This window comes from Desulforamulus putei DSM 12395 (assembly GCF_900129195.1).
Classification (GTDB): Bacteria; Bacillota; Desulfotomaculia; order Desulfotomaculales; family Desulfotomaculaceae; genus Desulfotomaculum; species Desulfotomaculum putei.
On record NZ_FQUY01000015.1, the window covers coordinates 1 to 16,270 of the forward strand.

Consider the following 16,270-nt stretch of genomic DNA (forward strand, 5'->3'; position numbering starts at 1 on the left):
TCTGGCCCCAGATGCAGACAAAGATCATGAACGAAGGTTGGGCCACTTACTGGCATTTAAGAATCATGCGGGAAATGGAGTTAACAGAAGCAGAGGCCATTGAGTTTGCCAAAATGCATGCGGGGGTCGTCTTGCCTTCCCGCAACAGTATCAACCCCTATTTTTTGGGTTTAAAAATGTTTGAGGATATCGAGAAACGCTGGGATAAAGAATTTGGTGAAGGGGCCGGTCGGGAAAAAATGTTTGAAGTCAGGGAAATGGATAACGACATTTCTTTCCTGCGCAACTACCTGACAAAGGAATTGGTGGAAGAACTGGATCTATATTTGTACCGTAAAATCGGCCACGACTGGAAAATCGTCGAGAAAAACTGGAAAAAGGTACGGGACCACCTGGTTAGCAGCATGACCAATTGCGGTTATCCGGTGATTGTTGTGGAAGACGGGGATTACGGAAAACGGGGTGAACTGTATCTACGCCATGTCTTTGAGGATAGGGAACTGGACATCAAATATTTGGAGAAGACGCTGGTCCATGTGCATAAACTTTGGAACAGGCCGGTCCATCTGGAAACCAGGATTGACAACAAACCTGCCCTGTTCACCTTTGACGGAGAAAAGGGAAGCAGGAAGTTTCTTTAGTTCAATGGTGTTTGACTGCCCTATAACCATAGGCTTAAGCTTTGACCTCTTAGGTTATAAGCTTAAGCCTTCCCGCGTTGCAGAATGAGCGCCGGGGAATCTTCTTATTTTTGATCCACTGCGGGGGTGTATTTGACGGCAAGGCTTAAGCTATATAACAAAATTGTTATAAATTTGATAAACAAACCAGGGGTATACTACAACAAAAACATTGGAGTGAAGGTAACATGAGACCCCTGTGGAAAGGTGCGGTAAGTTTCGGATTGGTGTATGTGCCGGTGAAAATGTATGCCGCCACGGAAAGGAAGAATGTTAAATTTAATTATCTGCACGAGAAATGCAAGACTCCCATTCAGTACCGTCGTTATTGCCCCTATTGCGATACTGAGGTGGCCATTGAAGAAATTGTAAGGGGCTACGAGTATGAGAAGGGCAAATACGTGGTGATGAAGGAAGAGGATTTCGAGCATTTGCCCGGAGAGAATACCCGGAGTATCAACATTGTGGATTTTGTCAACTTGCAAGACATCGATCCACTTTATTATGACAAGGGCTATTACCTGGCGCCCGGTGAGGGTGGGCAAAAGGTTTACGAGCTCCTTAAAAAATCCATGCAGGAAACCGGCAAGGTGGCAGTGGCCAGGGTGGTCATTCGGAACAAAGAATCCCTGGCAGTATTAAGGGTGGCAAACGGAGTCTTGACCATGAGCACCATGTTTTATCCCGATGAGGTGAGAAAACCGTTAGCCATACCGGAACTGGATTATCATGTGGATGTCAACGACAACGAACTGAAAATGGCGGTAAACTTAATCAATAACCTTTCTGCGGAATTTCAGCCGGAGAAGTATACCGACCATTACCGGGAGCAACTAATGGAAGTCATTCAGGCCAGGGTGGCGGGTGAAGGGGTAGAGGTGGCCCCTGTACCGCAAATCGACAAAGTGGTTGACCTGATGTCTGCCCTCAAGGCCAGCATTGACCTGGCGAAACAGGAGAGAGAGGGTAAGAAGAAGGCGGGCGCCAAAAAAACAACCAGGTCCAGGAAGGCAACGGCGTCTTAAAAACAGCCGGCGGGGAAGGGAGCGGTCAATATAAACGGAAAACTGCCTAAACTAAAACCCATGCTGGCAGTGCAAGCCCGGCCCTTTGATCATGCTGATTATCTGTACGAAATAAAATGGGACGGTTACCGGGGACTGGCTTACCTGGATGATCAAACAACGCTGCTTTCCCGCAATCAGCTGGATTTAACCCCGAGATTTCCCGAGTTGCAAGGGTTGCATTTAAGGGTGAAGGAGAAGCCCGCCGTTTTGGATGGTGAAATTGTCATCCTCCGGGACGGCAAGCCATCCTTTAGCGCCTTACAGGCCAGGGGTAAAACTTCCGATATCCTCAAGGTTAATAGACTGTCACGGCAAATTCCCGCCACATTTGTCGCCTTTGATGTTCTGTACAGGGCAGGGGAAAACGTGATGGGGATGGCCATCCGGGAAAGAAAACAAATATTAGAGCAGATCATCGAACAGGGCCCGGATTTAATCATTTCCCAGTATGTGATCGGTTCCGGTATTGACTTTTACCGGGCAGTGACTGCCGCCGGCCTGGAAGGCGTGGTGGCCAAACGTCTGGATAGTCCTTACCTGCCGGGTAAAAGATCCGCAGCCTGGAAAAAGGTCCGTATGGTCCGGTCGGCGGAATTGGTTATTTGCGGTTGGGAGAAAGGGGAAGGTGTAAGGAGCCTGGGCGCCCTTATCCTGGCAGGGTACCGTGACAGGGAATGGATTTACATGGGTAAAGTGGGCACCGGCTTTACCAGAGATGAAGAAGTAAGGCTGTTGGAACTGCTGGCGCCGTTAAAAATCCCTTCCCCTGTTTTTTCACCGCCCAGGGGGGAACTCAGGCAACCCACCTGGGTAAAACCGGAACTGGTCTGCGAGGTTACCTTTAGCGAGATCAGCCCCGACGGCAGGTTGCGACATCCCAGCTACAAAGGAATCAGGCCGGATAAACTGCCCCAGGAGTGTACCATACAGGTGGATTAAAAAACACAACCATAACCGGTTGTGTTTTTTAATCTTACAGTTTAATTTGATATTTTTGGGCTCTGTAAAGTAACGCCGAACGGGTGATACCCAGCAACTGGGCTGCCCGGGTTTGATTGCCGTTGCTTTTCTCCAACGCCTTGATAATCAGTTCCTTTTCCACTTCTTCAAAGGAGATACCCTCGTCGGGAAAGTTGATAATCAAGCCCTGACCGGCCTCCCCCTTGCCGGTGTCAGTCTTTTGAATCTCCTTGGGTAAATGGTGGGGTTTAATCTCTTGCCCCTGGGACAGGATAACAGCCCTTTCAATAACATTTTGCAGTTCACGGATGTTACCGGGCCAGTGGTAGGATGTAAGAAGTCCCATAGCTTCCGGAGATATGAGCTGCTCCTGGGAAGGATTAAATTTCTGCAAAAAATGCATGACTAACAGAGGAATGTCCTCGGTCCTTTCCCGCAGGGGAGGAAGGTGAATCGGTAACACATTCAGACGGTAATATAAGTCCTCCCTGAAGGTACCTTTTCGGATGCATTCTATGGGGTCCCGGTTGGTGGCGGCGATCACTCTTACATCCACCTTAATGCTTTCGGTTCCTCCCACCCGCTCAAATTGCTTTTCCTGTAACACCCGAAGCAGTTTTACCTGCATGGAAAGGGGCATCTCGGTAATCTCATCCAGAAACAAAGTCCCGTGGTTGGCCAGCTCAAAGCGTCCCAACTTGCGGGCCACGGCGCCGGTAAAGGCTCCCTTTTCATGCCCGAATAACTCGCTTTCCAATAAAGACTCGGGCAAAGCTGCACAGTTAATGGGCACAAAGGGTTTGTCCCGGCGGGAACTGAGCTGGTGAATGGACAGGGCGGTCACTTCCTTGCCGGTACCGCTTTCACCGGTGATTAGGACAGTGGCATTGCTGTCTGCCACCTTTTCCACCAGTGTACATACATCCTGGATGGCCTGGCTGTTACCAATAATACGACCGTATTTTTTACTTAATTCAGAGCGTAAAAATGTCACTTCCTCCTGCAGTTGACTTACCATTAATGCCTGTTTGACCACCAATTTCAGCTCGTCCAAATCAAAGGGCTTGGTGATGTAGTCGGTGGCTCCCAGTTTCATAGCTTCAATGGCTGTGTCAATGGTGCCGTGGGCGGTGATCATGATAACCGGGAGCTTTGGCAGCAAGTCCTTTGCCCTCACCAGTACTTCCAAACCATCCATTTCCGGCATTTTTAAATCAAGGATCACCAGGGAAGGCGTTTCTTTGCGGATCAGTTCCAGCCCTTCCTTGCCTCTGGTGGCTGTCAGCACCTGGTAGCCCTCCTGGCGCAACCCCCTTTCCAAGGCCCAACACATATGCTCTTCATCATCAATGACTAGTATTTTGTTCAATTAAAACACTTCCTTCCTTCGGGTTGGATTGGGGTAAGCTTACGGTAAAAGTAGTACCGGACGGCGAGGTTTCAGCCACCCATATTTTGCCCCCGTGCATGTGAACAATCTGGTGACTGATGGACAGGCCCAGCCCGGCGCCGTCTTCCTTTGTGCTGTAAAAGGGATCGAATATACGAGGCAGGTTCCGGGGGTCAATTCCTTTGCCGGTGTCCGTAAAGTGAACCTGTATGGTGTCCTTTTCAGCCCTGGTTTGTATTGTCAGTTTGCCGCCCCCGGGCATGGCTTGTATGGCATTTAAGATTAAGTTAACAAAAACCTGCTTTATTCTGTCCCCATCGATGGCGGCCGGAGGCAGATCTGAGGCAAAGTCTTTAGCCAGCTGAATTTTATTTTGTCTCAGCATAGGATAGGTGAAGGTTAAAACCGACTCCAGAAGTGCATTTAAATCCGTGGGGCTGACGATGGGTTTGCTGGGGCGTCCAAAATCCAATAATTCTTGAATCACTTTATTGCCCCGGTCGATTTGTTCGCAAATAACCCTGGTATATTCTTTTATTTCCGGTAATGATTTAAATTCACCCTCCATGACCTGGACCGTTGCTTTGACAATCCCCAGGGGATTTCTCAGTTCATGGGCAACACCTGTCACCAGACGGCCCAGGGCTACCAGCCTCTCGGAACGCATCAATTCCTCCTGCAATCTTTTCTTTTCCTTTAAAGAATCCGCCATGTTATTGATGGCCTGCACCACTTCACCGATTTCTCCCGGCATGGCAGGCAATCTTTTATCAATGTCTTCCTCCATGCTGAGCAGGCCCTTTTTAATAACTTGCACTTCAGATGCCAAATTGTGAATGACGTAGAGAGCAGCCCCCAGACCAAAGATCAGGCCAAAAAGCGTTAGGTAGCGGGCGATCAGGCTGAATTGCCTGCTCTGAGCAAATACCGGGTGAACTTGCTCGTCCGCCCAGGCAATGGCGATCAGTTGGCCCTTATGCATTACCGGCATTAGATATTCAAAGGTTTGATCCCCCAGGGAGCCGGTGATGCGAGAAAGTGGCTCCTTGGTAGCGGTAACCGCAGTGATGCCGGAAGAAGCTTCATTTAAGATTCGCTGCTCCCTGGCTTTTTTCTCCGCCGGCGTTTGGGGGCGGTACTGGTGTAAGAAGCCATAAACGTAAAGGTCCTTCGTTGCAGGAATATATAGACCCAGGCGAACCCCCGGGTTGGCATCGGACAACGGTTTGGCGGCCATCTTAAAGGCATTTGCCAGTCCCTCGAGGTTCCCAGCTGAAGTTTCATGCCCGTCTTGCTGCGCCTGGTCGAGATAATGATTTAATTCCCGGACAGTGGCTTTTACCATCGTTCCCAGTCGTTCTTCTTTGGTTTTTAATAGCATTTCATCCTTGGCCCCGGAAAAAAAGATGTCATAGACCATGACCAGGATGGGAATTAATAGAATGGCTGAAACTGTAACCATGATTTGTGTGGCAAAGGACGTATTTTTTAAAATCCGCAACAAAAAATCTTCACCTCCTGGTGCATGATAACAAACAGATGCAAAAGCAATTGCATAAAAACATACAAAACAGCCGGCTTTGTTATAACAAGCACAAATACTTGCAAAATAAAGCCTCAGTTAAAGAGGACAGTGTATCGTCGAGTCTTCCGGGAAAATAGTGTTTGAAAACGTACAGTTGGTTTGCTGGTTAGCCGGAGAAAGCTCGCCAAAATATTGGCATGGTTTTTGCGTGAGTATAAGACAAAAAGAATAGCCCAAGGTTTTTCTTAATGGAAATTCAATTAATTATACCATAATGGCTAAAAAAGTTTAAAGGAGAATGACTGATTTTATACATATATCAGCAAAAATTTTATTCTAAGACCTTTTGCTTGTCTGAAAACAAACAGAATACCTTTGGTTGAGGTGTGGAATGATGATTCTGGCCATTCACATGGGAGGTAATATTGATGACCGGCGCTCAGTTTGCGGAATGGGTTCAAGAGAAGTTTGACTCCTGCAACATTCATGATGAAATTGAGACCAGTAAGGTGATCGTGGAAGTGATGAAAAAATTCTTTTCCCTGGGGAAAGAAGAGGAACAGAAAAATTAATTGTGTTAACCGTTAACCCGGGTTTGCGTGGTGGTTTCAATAAGGGGTGTGACGACTGGATGCCCGAGCAGGTAGAAAAAAAAGTAAAACACATTATGGTACCCATCCAGGATTATGCAACGGTTTTTTTAGAAAACTCCTTACGAGATGCCATGTTTGTTCTGAAAAACACTTTCTTTGCCAGTTGTACAGCCGGGTCGCAGGCTCACCGGTCGGTGTTGGTGTTTGATCATCATAAAAGGTTGGTTGGAACCCTCAGTTTCCGGGACATTATCAGTTCATTAAAGACACAGGGCGAAGGGCCCAAACATTGGGAAGGCGCCTTTACACGCCTGTGTCTTTCCCAGGCTGCCAAGAAGGTAAAAGAGGTTATGAGACCGGTTGGGGAAATCAGGGTAAATGCTGAGGACAGCATTCTGGATGCCATTTACCTGCTGATGAATGAGGATCTGGAGCTGATCCCGGTTGAGGAAAAAGGTCATATCGTGGGGATGGTCAGGGCAGTTGAAATCTTTAAAGAGGTCAGCGAACTGGTTGAGGCTAATGCCTTTTCATAATGGGGGTATAGGAAATGAGTTCTTTATCTTACCCGGAGAGAACAGAAGCAAGGGTGGCTGGTAACAAACTGTTAGACCAATTGATAAACCGGTTGGAAAACGGTGCCGGCATTAAAATTTCAACAGAATACAAAGGGGTTTTGGAAAGGACGGTTACAGCCGGAGATTTTTGTGCCGCCTATCCTCACCTTAACAGGGATGTAGTCATGGCAAGCATGCTATTATTCCCCCTTGTTAAAGAAGGACGCTTGCCTGCCGGGCTGCAGGGGGTTATGGAAGTTCTAGAGGACATGGACATTGAGGAAAAATTTAACATCCTGAATGTTCTTGTGGCGGCACAAACGGATTTTGCCCGGGGTGAGGCAAAGATTGTCCAATATTTCTGCCATTCATAACAATGGGGTGATGGTATTGGATAAAAAGCGTTTTAAAAAAGTAAAACACAACCATACCCGCAACTTGGAAATTGTACTAAAGGAATTAAGACAGCACAGTGAACAGGGGGGTGTAACGCTGGAATACCTGGCCCTTCAGTGTGGGGTCAGCACCAGGCAGATTTATCGTTACTTGAACGAACTGCAAAGTTTAGGGTACGAAATTTTAAAGACGGTTCCTCGGGATTCCGAATGCTCCGGCGGGTATACCTTGAAGGAAATGGAGCTGGATCAACACAGGGAATTGCCGTTGCTCAATATGTTGGATGATTTGGAAAGATTAAAGAGCCAGATCACCCTGGCAAAAATGTTCATCAAAGAATTGTTAGTTCGATTATGGATGAACAAACTGGGAATGGTTTTACCGTTAACCATTCCGATCCTGGCCTTTGATCACGATGATGCTGTCACCTTGAGCAGGCAAACACTGGTTTTTTCTAATACAACGGAAGGTGTCTGCGAAGATATCAAGATCAGAGTATCCGCTAAGGTGATCAGCAGTGTCACCCAGAGTTTGGCTGCGGAGATTATTTCCAAACAAAAACAAAAGGACGGCTGGTTTAACGTCCAGATAAAGACCGGCAGGGTCAGGGAAATGGCGGGTTTGTTGACCCAATGGGGCGGTGAAATAGAGGTTATTGAACCCGGGTGGCTCAGGCACAGGATGTTGGAAAACTGCAAATCCATTCTTCATGCGAACCGGCTGAGAAAAATAGATAAAACCAATCTTTATTCTCCGGCTGGCAAATATTTGGTTAGTTATTAAGGAAAAACAAGAGAGGAGAGAGGGGTGTGGGCGAAAGACGAGTTAAAGATATTATGTACCCTTTACAGACGGATTTAACCATCGGCGTGGAGGACAGTCTCGCTTCCGCCGTCAAAGCATTAACCGGAGGCTTTTCGGAAAGCGGAACTGCCGGTGTACTGGTGGTTGGCGCCGGGCATAAACCGGTGGGGCTCTTTACCTTTCAGGAAATTTTTAAGGCCATAAGTCCCAAAACACTCTCCCCCGAAAAACATTATGGAGGGTGGAATATTTCAGGTTTTGTTGTTAAACCGCTGATGTGGGAGGGGTTGTTTACCCGGCGGTGCAAGGAGGAAATGAAATCCCCGGTTTATCAATGGATGAGGGACTTAAAAGAGGTAAGCATTGCGGATGACGAAACCCTGATGAGCGCTGCAGAAAAGTTTGCACGAAGCGGTTCCGCGGTTTTGGTTGTCTTTTGCAGGGATTGCCCGGTGGGCTTGCTGTCAGCAGATGCTGTGATGAATGAAATTTGCCTGCTGATGGAGTCACTGGACAATGATTCTTACAAGTTAACCAGCTAATGATCAATTAATTGTGTAAGCTCCTTTCATATAGTTTAACCTTGGAAGTACTTTGTTTCACAAACACTTAAATTGACAGTATTTTTAGAGCACCTTTCTCTTTAACTAAACTGATTTTGGAGGCTATTACTATGAATATTTTAAAGTACGTGCCAATTTTGGAGACCTTAAAAAACTATGACAAACGAGACTTTCGATTTGATTTAATTGCCGCACTCACTGTAGCTGTGGTCGCCTTACCCCAAACCATGGCCTATGCCATGATTGCCGGTGTCCACCCGGCCTACGGCCTGTATTCGGGTATTGTCCTTACCATTATTGCATCTTCCTTTGGTAGTTCTCACCAACTGGCCACCGGTCCCACCAATGCCATTTCCTTATTAATTGCGGCTTATATGGTGCCCTTTGCGGGGCAGGACAATTTCTTTGCCAACCTGTTCTTGCTAACCTTTCTGGTGGGCGCCATCCAATTTTTAATGGGTGTCTTTCGACTGGGTTCTCTTGTTAACTATGTATCTCACGCGGTCATTGTTGGTTTTACCGCCGGCGCCGGTATTATCATTGCCATGGGACAGCTCAATAACCTGTTGGGAATCAAATTACCCAAAGGGCATCTTTCCAGCATTGATAAGGTGGTTATTTGTTTCCAAAACATCGATAAAATGAATTATGTTGCCTTTGGTATTGGTCTCTTTACTATTGCGGTTATCTTAATTTGTAAAAGGATTAATAAGAATCTACCCGGCGCATTATTGGGTGTTATTTTTTCAGTGATTTTAGTGATGACCTTGGGGCTGGAGAAATACGGTGTAAAAGTCGTCGGTAAGATTCCCCAGGCCATTCCTCCCTTCAGCATGCCCAACTTTAGTCCCTCGGCCATTGCTGATTTAAGTGCCGGCGCATTGGTGATCGCCATTATCGGTCTGGTGGAAGCGGTCTCCATCTCCAAGGCCATTGCTTCCAAAACCCTGCAGAAAATCGACCCCAACCAGGAATTTATCGGTCAGGGTATGGCCAACATGGTTGGCGCCTTCCTGAGCTGCATCGCGGGTTCCGGTTCCTTCACCCGTTCCGCCATTACCTATCAGAACGGGGGGAGAACCAGGTTGGCCGGCGTACTGGTCGGTATCATCATGTTGGCGGTGCTGATTTTCTTCGCGCCCTATGCCAGGTATATCCCCAATGCCAGCCTAGCGGGTGTTATCATGGTTGTGGCCTATTCCATGATTGACAAAAAGGCGCTGATTAAAGTCTTAAAGACCAACCGTAATGATGCCATCGTTTTGCTGGTTACCATGCTGACCACCATTTTTGCTCCTGAACTTGAACAGGCCATTTACGCCGGGGTGGCCATTTCCCTGATCCTCTATCTAAAAGACTCCGGTGTGGCCAGTGTGAAAACCCTGGCTCCCGTCAGGGCCAGTGATGGAAGATTTGTGGAGCAGACCATTAACGGCGAGAATCCTTCCATCTCCATTTTCCAACTGGAAGGCAACCTCTATTTTGGTTCCGCCTCAGATTTGGAAAAGAAATTAGCAGACGGTTATTCCGACGCCAAGGTGTTTTTAATCCGTTTTAAGGGCGTTTCGGTCATTGACATCACCGCTTTGGAGGTGATCGAGGCCTTTATTAACAGAGCCCTAGGAGATGGCAAGAGAGTGATGTTATCCGGCGTCACGCCAAAGATTTATAAGATGCTGGATAAAATGCATATCATTGAGCATGTCGGCAAAGATAACGTCTTTATGGAGGACGATGAAGTATTTGCCACCTCCGGGAAAGCCCTTGACGAAGCCAGCTCCTTTGTTCGGAATATCAGTTACAGCACGCAGGAAAGAACCGTCCAGGCATAATTTGAGACTTGGGCAATTACAGGTTTTTAACCTGTAGTTGCCCTGCATAGTACATTGCTGCGATACAAAACAATATTATACATTTTTTAATTAATTATAACAATCAAAAAGAAAAAATCCTTTTAAATTATTTTTTGTTATTATGTTCAGGGTAAAAAAATAAGTGAAGAATTCTTAACAAAAAAGCGGTTCACCGGGCCGCTTTTTTTAATGCTTTGTAAATTCAAGATAAAGGAATGTATAAATAGATACTGGGAGATAAATATAAATATTTAGCTTGAATAGGGCTGTACAAAAATTCACTAAACAGTTATTTTAAGACAAAGCAAAATGTCACTCTTAACTTTATTTCTAAAAACAGTTGGGCAGACAAAGTGCGAAGGATGACTTGGCATTGGGTAGGCCGGCACAGTGTGACGGAAAGTTTTCCGTGGCTTGTGCTGGCCTTTTCAGTTCGGCCATACTATAGGTTAAGGGGGTAGAAGCGATGTACGGGACCTCAAAGTGCGGAAAATGTGCCAATAAGGAGACCTGTGAAATCCGGATGAATCTTAGCAAGATTATTAAAGAAGCCATCAAGAATGCTGAAACGGAAGTAAAAAGACTGGCGCCTAGGGAGATTGACTATATGATACTAACGGACATTTCGGTCATCCCTACCCGGTGTCAGAATTATGTAAGTCTGGACGGAGTAAAAGAAGAACAAAGTGAAAGAGAAAGCTTGTTTTTCCTGGGGAGAACCCTAGCCCCTACGGCCATATAATCGTTTATAAATGAATGACTTTACCGCTCCTGACAAATCAGGAGCATTTTTTGTTGACAAAGCGTAGTCATGAACCGCCAATTTCTAAGCTATTAGAGGCTGTCGGTAGTGACAAAAAATTTATTCCGGCGGTAAAGTGAGCGGTAGGGCAATTGAGAGAGTGCAAGTGTAGAAAATCACAAAAACAGGGAATTTTGGCCCTGTACAATAATTCCCCGTTTTATTACGCTAATAGCACAATGACAGAACGATTTGTCAATCAAGAAGTTTAATGGATTGTCATCCAAGTTAGGGGGCTGCGTATATGTCACAGTCCGCCATGGAAAAGAGAATATGCGATGAATTTATCAAATTCCAGAGAGAACTGGTTGGACGGGGACCAGAGTGCACCAGGGTCATAATCTGCCGGGATATGGTGATTATCAGGTCAACCGGCGTCCTGACCAAGGAGGAAAAACACGTCAGCGGAACCCGTAAGGGGAGAGCGCTGGTAAAACAATTAAGAATGGAGCTTAGAGAAACGTACATTGAACAAATTGAAAACATCATCAGTGATATTACCCGGTGCCAGGTGAAAAGCAGCCACGGGGATATCAGTATGCGAACCGGTGAACATATCGAAGTCTTTATTCTGGACGCAGATTTAGAGAAAAAGTTAAAAAAATCACTGGCAGGGTGAGTCTTTGTATCTAAAGATACACGGGTTCAACTTGTCAGTTTTCTTGAAGGTTGGTAGGCTTTGCACGAAGTGGATCTTGGTGTTGGTAGACCAGCGTTATCAAAAGGCAGGCATGCTTTATTGGTCGCTGGTCTTTTTATGTTCTAAAAAGGGGGTGGATTTGCCAAAAATTTTCAATTTCACAAGAACATGCACATTATATGCAGCAAGATAAACCATAAATAAGCGCTTTAGTGAAAAAACTAAGAGAGAGGAGTGGCTAAAATGAATACAAACATTAAGCGCATTTTCTTTATATTGCTGGGATTGGCTGCCTTTTTCGCCTTTTATTATGCTCCCCAATTCGGTCCGGCCATTGATCCGTCCGGCAAATCCTTTGAGTTAACGCAGCAAGGTAAAGCTGCCATCGGTTTGTTCCTGCTGGCAGGTATCTGGTGGGTCTTTGAGGTAACCCCCATTGGTGTTACCAGTATCGCCATCGGTGTTTTTCAGGCCTTATTCCTAATTCGTCCCGCCAAAGAGGCTTTCCGGGATTTTATGGATCCCACCGTTATGTTTATTTTGGGCTCCTTACTTATTGGTTTGGCCTTTACCAAGGCAGGAATTACCAAAAGAATCGCGTATAAGATGTTAGATGTGGTGGGTGAAGACACCAGAAAGATCTTATTAGGAGTATTCACTATCACAGCTTTATTAACCCATATTATGGCCCACACCGCTGTGGCCGCCACCATGTTCCCGATTTTGGTCGCCATTCTGGCACTGTACGGTGAGAACGCGGACGGCAGACCCACCAAATTTGGCAAGGCTTTGTTCATAGGAATGGCCTATACAGCAGGCGCCGGCAGTATCTGCACCCTGCTGGGCGGCGCCCGCAACCCTGCGGCTGTAGGCTTTTATAAGGAATTTACCGGTATAGATGTTTCATTTATTGATTTTTCAGTTCACCTGGCTCCCTTCGGTTGGTTAACCGTATTCTTAATCTGGGCATTGTTGCTGGTTATCTACAAACCGGAAAAAACCAAGATTCCTGGTTTAAGGGAAAAGGCCCGTGCAGAGTATGCGAAGCTGGGACCGGTTAGCAAACAGGAAATCTTTGTGGGTATTGTGGTTTTCTGTGCCCTGACCATGCTGGTACTGCAGGCCATCGTTCCGGCTCTGAAGACTATGGATCGTTCTGTGCCCCTGCTGGCTGCCGGTTTGCTGTTCTTCCTGTCTAATATCTTAACCGTGGAAGATCTGGAGAAGAAAATTCCCTGGAACATCGTGCTGCTGTTCTCCGGTGCCATGAGTATTGGTTTCTGCCTGTGGAAAACCGGTGCCGCTCAATGGATTGCCGTTAAGTGGCTGGCAATGCTGGTAGATGCCCACTGGCTGGTATTTGTGCTGGGGATTTGCTTCCTGGTGCTAATCATGACCAACTTTATCATGAATGTGGCGGCCATTGCCATTACCCTGCCTGTAGCCCTGGTCATTGCCAAATACCTGGGTGTCAACCCTGAATTAATTCTATACGGCGCTACCGCCATGGCCGGTATGCCCTTCCTACTGCTGATCGGCGCCGCCCCCAATGCCATGGCCTATGAATCCAAACAATTTACCACCGGAGAATTCTTTATGACCGGTATTCCCGCCAGTGCCATGATCTTATGTCTCTTGGTATTGATGACCTTTACTTACTGGCCTTTAATCGGTATGTCAGCACTGATTAAATAGTATCTGATTGTCTGATACACCCGGGGAGACCGGGTGTATCAGAAATTTATACTCCTATTGACAAGAGAGGGGATCGGTTTTGGAAGCAAACAGCCAGGTCATATTTGCCACTGCAGTCTTTCTACTATCCTATGCCATTATTATTTCGGAAAAAATTCATCGTACAGTGGTTGCCCTGTTTGGGGCCATGCTGGTTATTATCGGTGGCATTCTCCACCAGGAAAAGGCCGTTGAGTCCATCGACTTTAATACCATCGGTCTGTTGGTTGGTATGATGATTATTGTTGGTATCGCCAGAAACTCAGGTCTTTTTGAATACCTGGCGGTCCGGGCGGCCAAGCAAAGTAAGGGAGACCCCGTTAAGATTATGGTCTCCCTCTCGGTTATAACGGCAGTTTTGTCTGCATTCCTTGATAATGTAACAACGGTGCTGCTGATTGTACCGATCACTTTCTCCATCGCCAAGGCCCTGGAAGTCAACCCTATGCCCATTTTACTGGGGGAAGTTTTATCGTCCAATATCGGTGGTACGGCAACCTTAATTGGCGACCCTCCCAACATCATGATCGGTTCTGCCACCGGTCTTGGTTTTATGGACTTTGTGATAAATCTTACCCCGGTAATTATTGTTATTATGCTGGTGACCGTCTTTCTGCTTAAAATCATTTACCGCAAGCAACTGGTGACCCGCGAGGAATTAAAGAAGAACATCATGAATATGAATCCCAACGACGAAATCCGCGATGCCGTTCTTTTAAAGAAGTCCTTATTCGTGATAGCGCTGACCATCGGCGGGTTCCTGGTTCACCAGTATGTTCACCTGGAGTCCGCCACCATTGCCCTGGGCGGTGCGGCGCTGCTTCTGTTGCTCACCCGGGATGAGCCGGAACATGCCTTGGCCGCGGTGGAATGGCCGGTGATTTTCTTCTTTGTTGGCCTGTTCATCCTGGTAGGCGCCCTGGAGCATGTAGGGGTCATTGAATGGGTTGCCAAGGAATCCCTAAAACTCACTGGGGGAGCAATTCTACCCACCGGCATGTTGATCCTGTGGCTGTCTGCCATTGCTTCTGCCTTCATTGACAATATTCCTTTTGTGGCTACCATGATTCCTTTAATTCAGGACATGGGCAGACTGGGCGGCATCTCCGACTTGAATCCCCTGTGGTGGTCCTTATCCCTGGGGGCCTGTCTTGGCGGCAACGGCACCATCATTGGGGCTTCTGCCAACGTAGTGGTTGCGGGTATGGCTGAAAAGCGCGGTTTTAAATGGACCTTTGTGGGCTTTATGAAAGTGGCCTTCCCCTTAATGCTTGTTTCCATTGTGATCTCTACCGTCTACCTGTATTTCTTTTATTTAACCTAATCATCCGGGGATTTCAGGTATTGGGGGAGTGATGTCCTCTGGAAGTACCGGATACTCTCAAATCCACACAAAGGCGGGGCAAGCATAACCATGAGACAAACTTGGGGATCGTTTTAAAGGAACTGAGGGACAGCTCCCAGGCCGGAGGGGTAACTCTGCAGCACCTGGTAAATGTTTGTGGGGTAAGCAAACGCCATATTTACCGGTATTTAAGGGAATTAGAGGAGATGGGAGTACCCATAGAAAGGCCGCAGATTATCCAACCGGGCAAGCCCGGTGGGGGACGCTATAAATTGAGGGACCATCAGTCCGGTGAAGCTATGGGTGAAACCATGTTAATAGTGGCTTTAAATCAAATGCTGGCATGGTGCTGTCTCTATCGTCATCAGATGATGTTTTTAAAGGAATTAATTATCTATAGTATGGCGGTCCGTTACGGGTTTAAGCTTCCGCTGAACTTTATGACGAAAAATACAGCGATTAAATTATCAAATCTAACTTATTGTGAAATCGAGTCTTTTCTCGCTCCTTGAGAAAAGACTCATTTTTTATTAAGAAAATTTAAAAGATGTGAAATAAATATCAATGCAAAGGGAAAAAGAGATAGTTTATAAAAATTAGAGTACAAGCAAATATATCAAGCTGTACATAATTATTTTAAATCTGTACGTTAGAGACACAAAAGTTTGTCATCACAAGACACAAAATTTTGTCATTAAGAATTAACAATGAATTGGCCCGAAGTTTTGTGTTTATTGTAACAAAGCCGCACTGAATAATTTAATCACTTTTAAGATAAAGCGCCTTATTATAAACATATGTTTCGGAATATACAGTGTAAAGGGGGAGGGTACTTGAGCCAACAGATATTGTTAGAAAAACAAATATGTGAGGCCTTTATAAAATTCCAACGGGAACTGGTGGGACGGGGACCGGAAACCGCAAAGGCGATGATTTGCCGTGATATGGTAATTGTTCGTTCCAAAGGAGTCCTTACCAAAGAAGAAAAACATGTGAGCAATACCCGGAAAGGTAGAGCCCTGGTTAAACAGCTAAGAATGGAACTTCGAGAGTCTTACCTGGAACAAATTGAAAAAATGGTGGCTGATTTAACCAAATGCCAGGTGGTGAGCAGTCACGGTGACATCAGTATCCGAACAGGGGAACAAATTGAAGTTTTTATTTTAAATACAGATTTAGAAAAAAAGTTAAAGACGAACTGACTGGCCTGAAACTTGGATAAGGTGGCAGGCGAGTTTACAGGTGGAATGTTGGTAGACCGATGCGAAGCCGCAAGGCTTGGTATAAAGTAAACCAACGTTATCTTGGTTCTTTATGGGCCAAATAACGTTGGTTTTAATTTTTAAGGAAGGGAGGGCTAT

At 46.2% G+C, this 16,270-nt stretch carries 17 protein-coding genes; 15 read left to right on the top strand and 2 right to left on the bottom strand.

The features are described 5' to 3' along the window. The 3 genes from BUB67_RS10235 to ligD form a co-directional block, all read left to right on the top strand. A partial coding sequence (locus BUB67_RS10235; protein ID WP_143157052.1) for a SpoVR family protein occupies positions 1-641 on the top strand: 641 nt, incomplete at its 5' end. Positions 642-868: 227 nt separating this feature from the next. Then, the gene (gene ku / locus BUB67_RS10240) at positions 869-1,705 is read left to right on the top strand and encodes a non-homologous end joining protein Ku (protein ID WP_073239336.1); all 837 of its coding nucleotides are present in this window, start codon (positions 869-871) and stop codon (positions 1,703-1,705) included. A 60-nt stretch (positions 1,706-1,765) separates the two neighbouring features. Further along, positions 1,766-2,686 (top strand): non-homologous end-joining DNA ligase, encoded by a 921-nt coding sequence (gene ligD / locus BUB67_RS10245; RefSeq protein WP_143157053.1) that lies wholly within the window; start codon positions 1,766-1,768, stop codon positions 2,684-2,686. Positions 2,687-2,720: 34 nt separating this feature from the next. Here the strand turns inward: ligD and BUB67_RS10250 are convergent, their stop codons facing one another. Then, a complete protein-coding gene (locus BUB67_RS10250) occupies positions 2,721-4,040 on the bottom strand; it encodes a sigma-54-dependent transcriptional regulator (RefSeq protein ID WP_238457021.1) in 1,320 nt (439 codons plus the stop codon). 13 nt (positions 4,041-4,053) lie between these two features. Beyond that, positions 4,054-5,601 (bottom strand): ATP-binding protein, encoded by a 1,548-nt coding sequence (locus BUB67_RS10255; protein ID WP_073239339.1) that lies wholly within the window; start codon positions 5,599-5,601, stop codon positions 4,054-4,056. Between the two features lie 449 nt (positions 5,602-6,050). On the opposite strand from BUB67_RS10255, the gene BUB67_RS16640 reads away from it, so the two are divergent. From BUB67_RS16640 to BUB67_RS10310, 12 genes are all read left to right on the top strand, one after another. Beyond that, positions 6,051-6,194, top strand: coding sequence for a hypothetical protein (locus BUB67_RS16640; RefSeq protein ID WP_200798161.1), 144 nt, complete (start codon positions 6,051-6,053; stop codon positions 6,192-6,194). A 59-nt stretch (positions 6,195-6,253) separates the two neighbouring features. Further along, on the top strand, positions 6,254-6,751 hold the full coding sequence (locus BUB67_RS10260) for a CBS domain-containing protein (RefSeq protein ID WP_073239340.1): 498 nt from the start codon (positions 6,254-6,256) through the stop codon (positions 6,749-6,751). Positions 6,752-6,765: 14 nt separating this feature from the next. Beyond that, positions 6,766-7,146 carry a hypothetical protein gene (locus BUB67_RS10265; RefSeq protein ID WP_073239341.1) on the top strand — a complete coding sequence of 127 codons (381 nt, stop codon included), beginning with the start codon at positions 6,766-6,768 and terminating at the stop codon, positions 7,144-7,146. Further along, positions 7,121-7,951: a WYL domain-containing transcriptional regulator gene (locus BUB67_RS10270; RefSeq protein ID WP_238457019.1), complete on the top strand. Its 831-nt coding sequence runs from the start codon at positions 7,121-7,123 to the stop codon at positions 7,949-7,951. The genes BUB67_RS10265 and BUB67_RS10270 overlap by 26 nt, the downstream gene beginning before the upstream one ends. Positions 7,952-7,977: 26 nt before the next feature. Continuing rightward, positions 7,978-8,514 carry a CBS domain-containing protein gene (locus BUB67_RS10275; RefSeq protein WP_073239342.1) on the top strand — a complete coding sequence of 179 codons (537 nt, stop codon included), beginning with the start codon at positions 7,978-7,980 and terminating at the stop codon, positions 8,512-8,514. Between the two features lie 131 nt (positions 8,515-8,645). Beyond that, positions 8,646-10,367 carry a SulP family inorganic anion transporter gene (locus tag BUB67_RS10280; protein WP_073239343.1) on the top strand — a complete coding sequence of 574 codons (1,722 nt, stop codon included), beginning with the start codon at positions 8,646-8,648 and terminating at the stop codon, positions 10,365-10,367. A gap of 487 nt (positions 10,368-10,854) precedes the next feature. After that, a complete protein-coding gene (locus BUB67_RS10285; protein WP_073239344.1) occupies positions 10,855-11,130 on the top strand; it encodes a hypothetical protein in 276 nt (91 codons plus the stop codon). A gap of 304 nt (positions 11,131-11,434) precedes the next feature. Then, positions 11,435-11,809, top strand: a complete 375-nt coding sequence (locus BUB67_RS10290; RefSeq protein ID WP_073239345.1) for a Na-translocating system protein MpsC family protein — start codon at positions 11,435-11,437, stop codon at positions 11,807-11,809. Between the two features lie 264 nt (positions 11,810-12,073). Beyond that, positions 12,074-13,525: an SLC13 family permease gene (locus tag BUB67_RS10295; RefSeq protein ID WP_073239346.1), complete on the top strand. Its 1,452-nt coding sequence runs from the start codon at positions 12,074-12,076 to the stop codon at positions 13,523-13,525. 79 nt (positions 13,526-13,604) lie between these two features. Next, positions 13,605-14,888 carry an ArsB/NhaD family transporter gene (locus tag BUB67_RS10300; RefSeq protein WP_073239347.1) on the top strand — a complete coding sequence of 428 codons (1,284 nt, stop codon included), beginning with the start codon at positions 13,605-13,607 and terminating at the stop codon, positions 14,886-14,888. Between the two features lie 101 nt (positions 14,889-14,989). Further along, a complete protein-coding gene (locus tag BUB67_RS10305) occupies positions 14,990-15,421 on the top strand; it encodes an HTH domain-containing protein (protein WP_073239348.1) in 432 nt (143 codons plus the stop codon). A gap of 321 nt (positions 15,422-15,742) precedes the next feature. Beyond that, the gene (locus tag BUB67_RS10310) at positions 15,743-16,111 is read left to right on the top strand and encodes a Na-translocating system protein MpsC family protein (protein ID WP_200798162.1); all 369 of its coding nucleotides are present in this window, start codon (positions 15,743-15,745) and stop codon (positions 16,109-16,111) included. Positions 16,112-16,270: the final 159 nt, after the last annotated feature.

Bases quoted from the DNA above. Each gene is read 5' to 3' on its own strand.
- ku (WP_073239336.1), top strand. From the start codon at position 869: ATGAGACCCCTGTGGAAAGGTGCGGTAAGTTTCGGATTGGTGTATGTG.
- ligD (WP_143157053.1), top strand. From the start codon at position 1,766: ATGCTGGCAGTGCAAGCCCGGCCCTTTGATCATGCTGATTATCTGTAC.
- BUB67_RS10250 (WP_238457021.1), bottom strand. From the start codon at position 4,040: ATGTGTTGGGCCTTGGAAAGGGGGTTGCGCCAGGAGGGCTACCAGGTG.
- BUB67_RS16640 (WP_200798161.1), top strand. From the start codon at position 6,051: ATGACCGGCGCTCAGTTTGCGGAATGGGTTCAAGAGAAGTTTGACTCC.
- BUB67_RS10260 (WP_073239340.1), top strand. From the start codon at position 6,254: ATGCCCGAGCAGGTAGAAAAAAAAGTAAAACACATTATGGTACCCATC.
- BUB67_RS10265 (WP_073239341.1), top strand. From the start codon at position 6,766: ATGAGTTCTTTATCTTACCCGGAGAGAACAGAAGCAAGGGTGGCTGGT.
- BUB67_RS10280 (WP_073239343.1), top strand. From the start codon at position 8,646: ATGAATATTTTAAAGTACGTGCCAATTTTGGAGACCTTAAAAAACTAT.
- BUB67_RS10285 (WP_073239344.1), top strand. From the start codon at position 10,855: ATGTACGGGACCTCAAAGTGCGGAAAATGTGCCAATAAGGAGACCTGT.
- BUB67_RS10290 (WP_073239345.1), top strand. From the start codon at position 11,435: ATGTCACAGTCCGCCATGGAAAAGAGAATATGCGATGAATTTATCAAA.
- BUB67_RS10295 (WP_073239346.1), top strand. From the start codon at position 12,074: ATGAATACAAACATTAAGCGCATTTTCTTTATATTGCTGGGATTGGCT.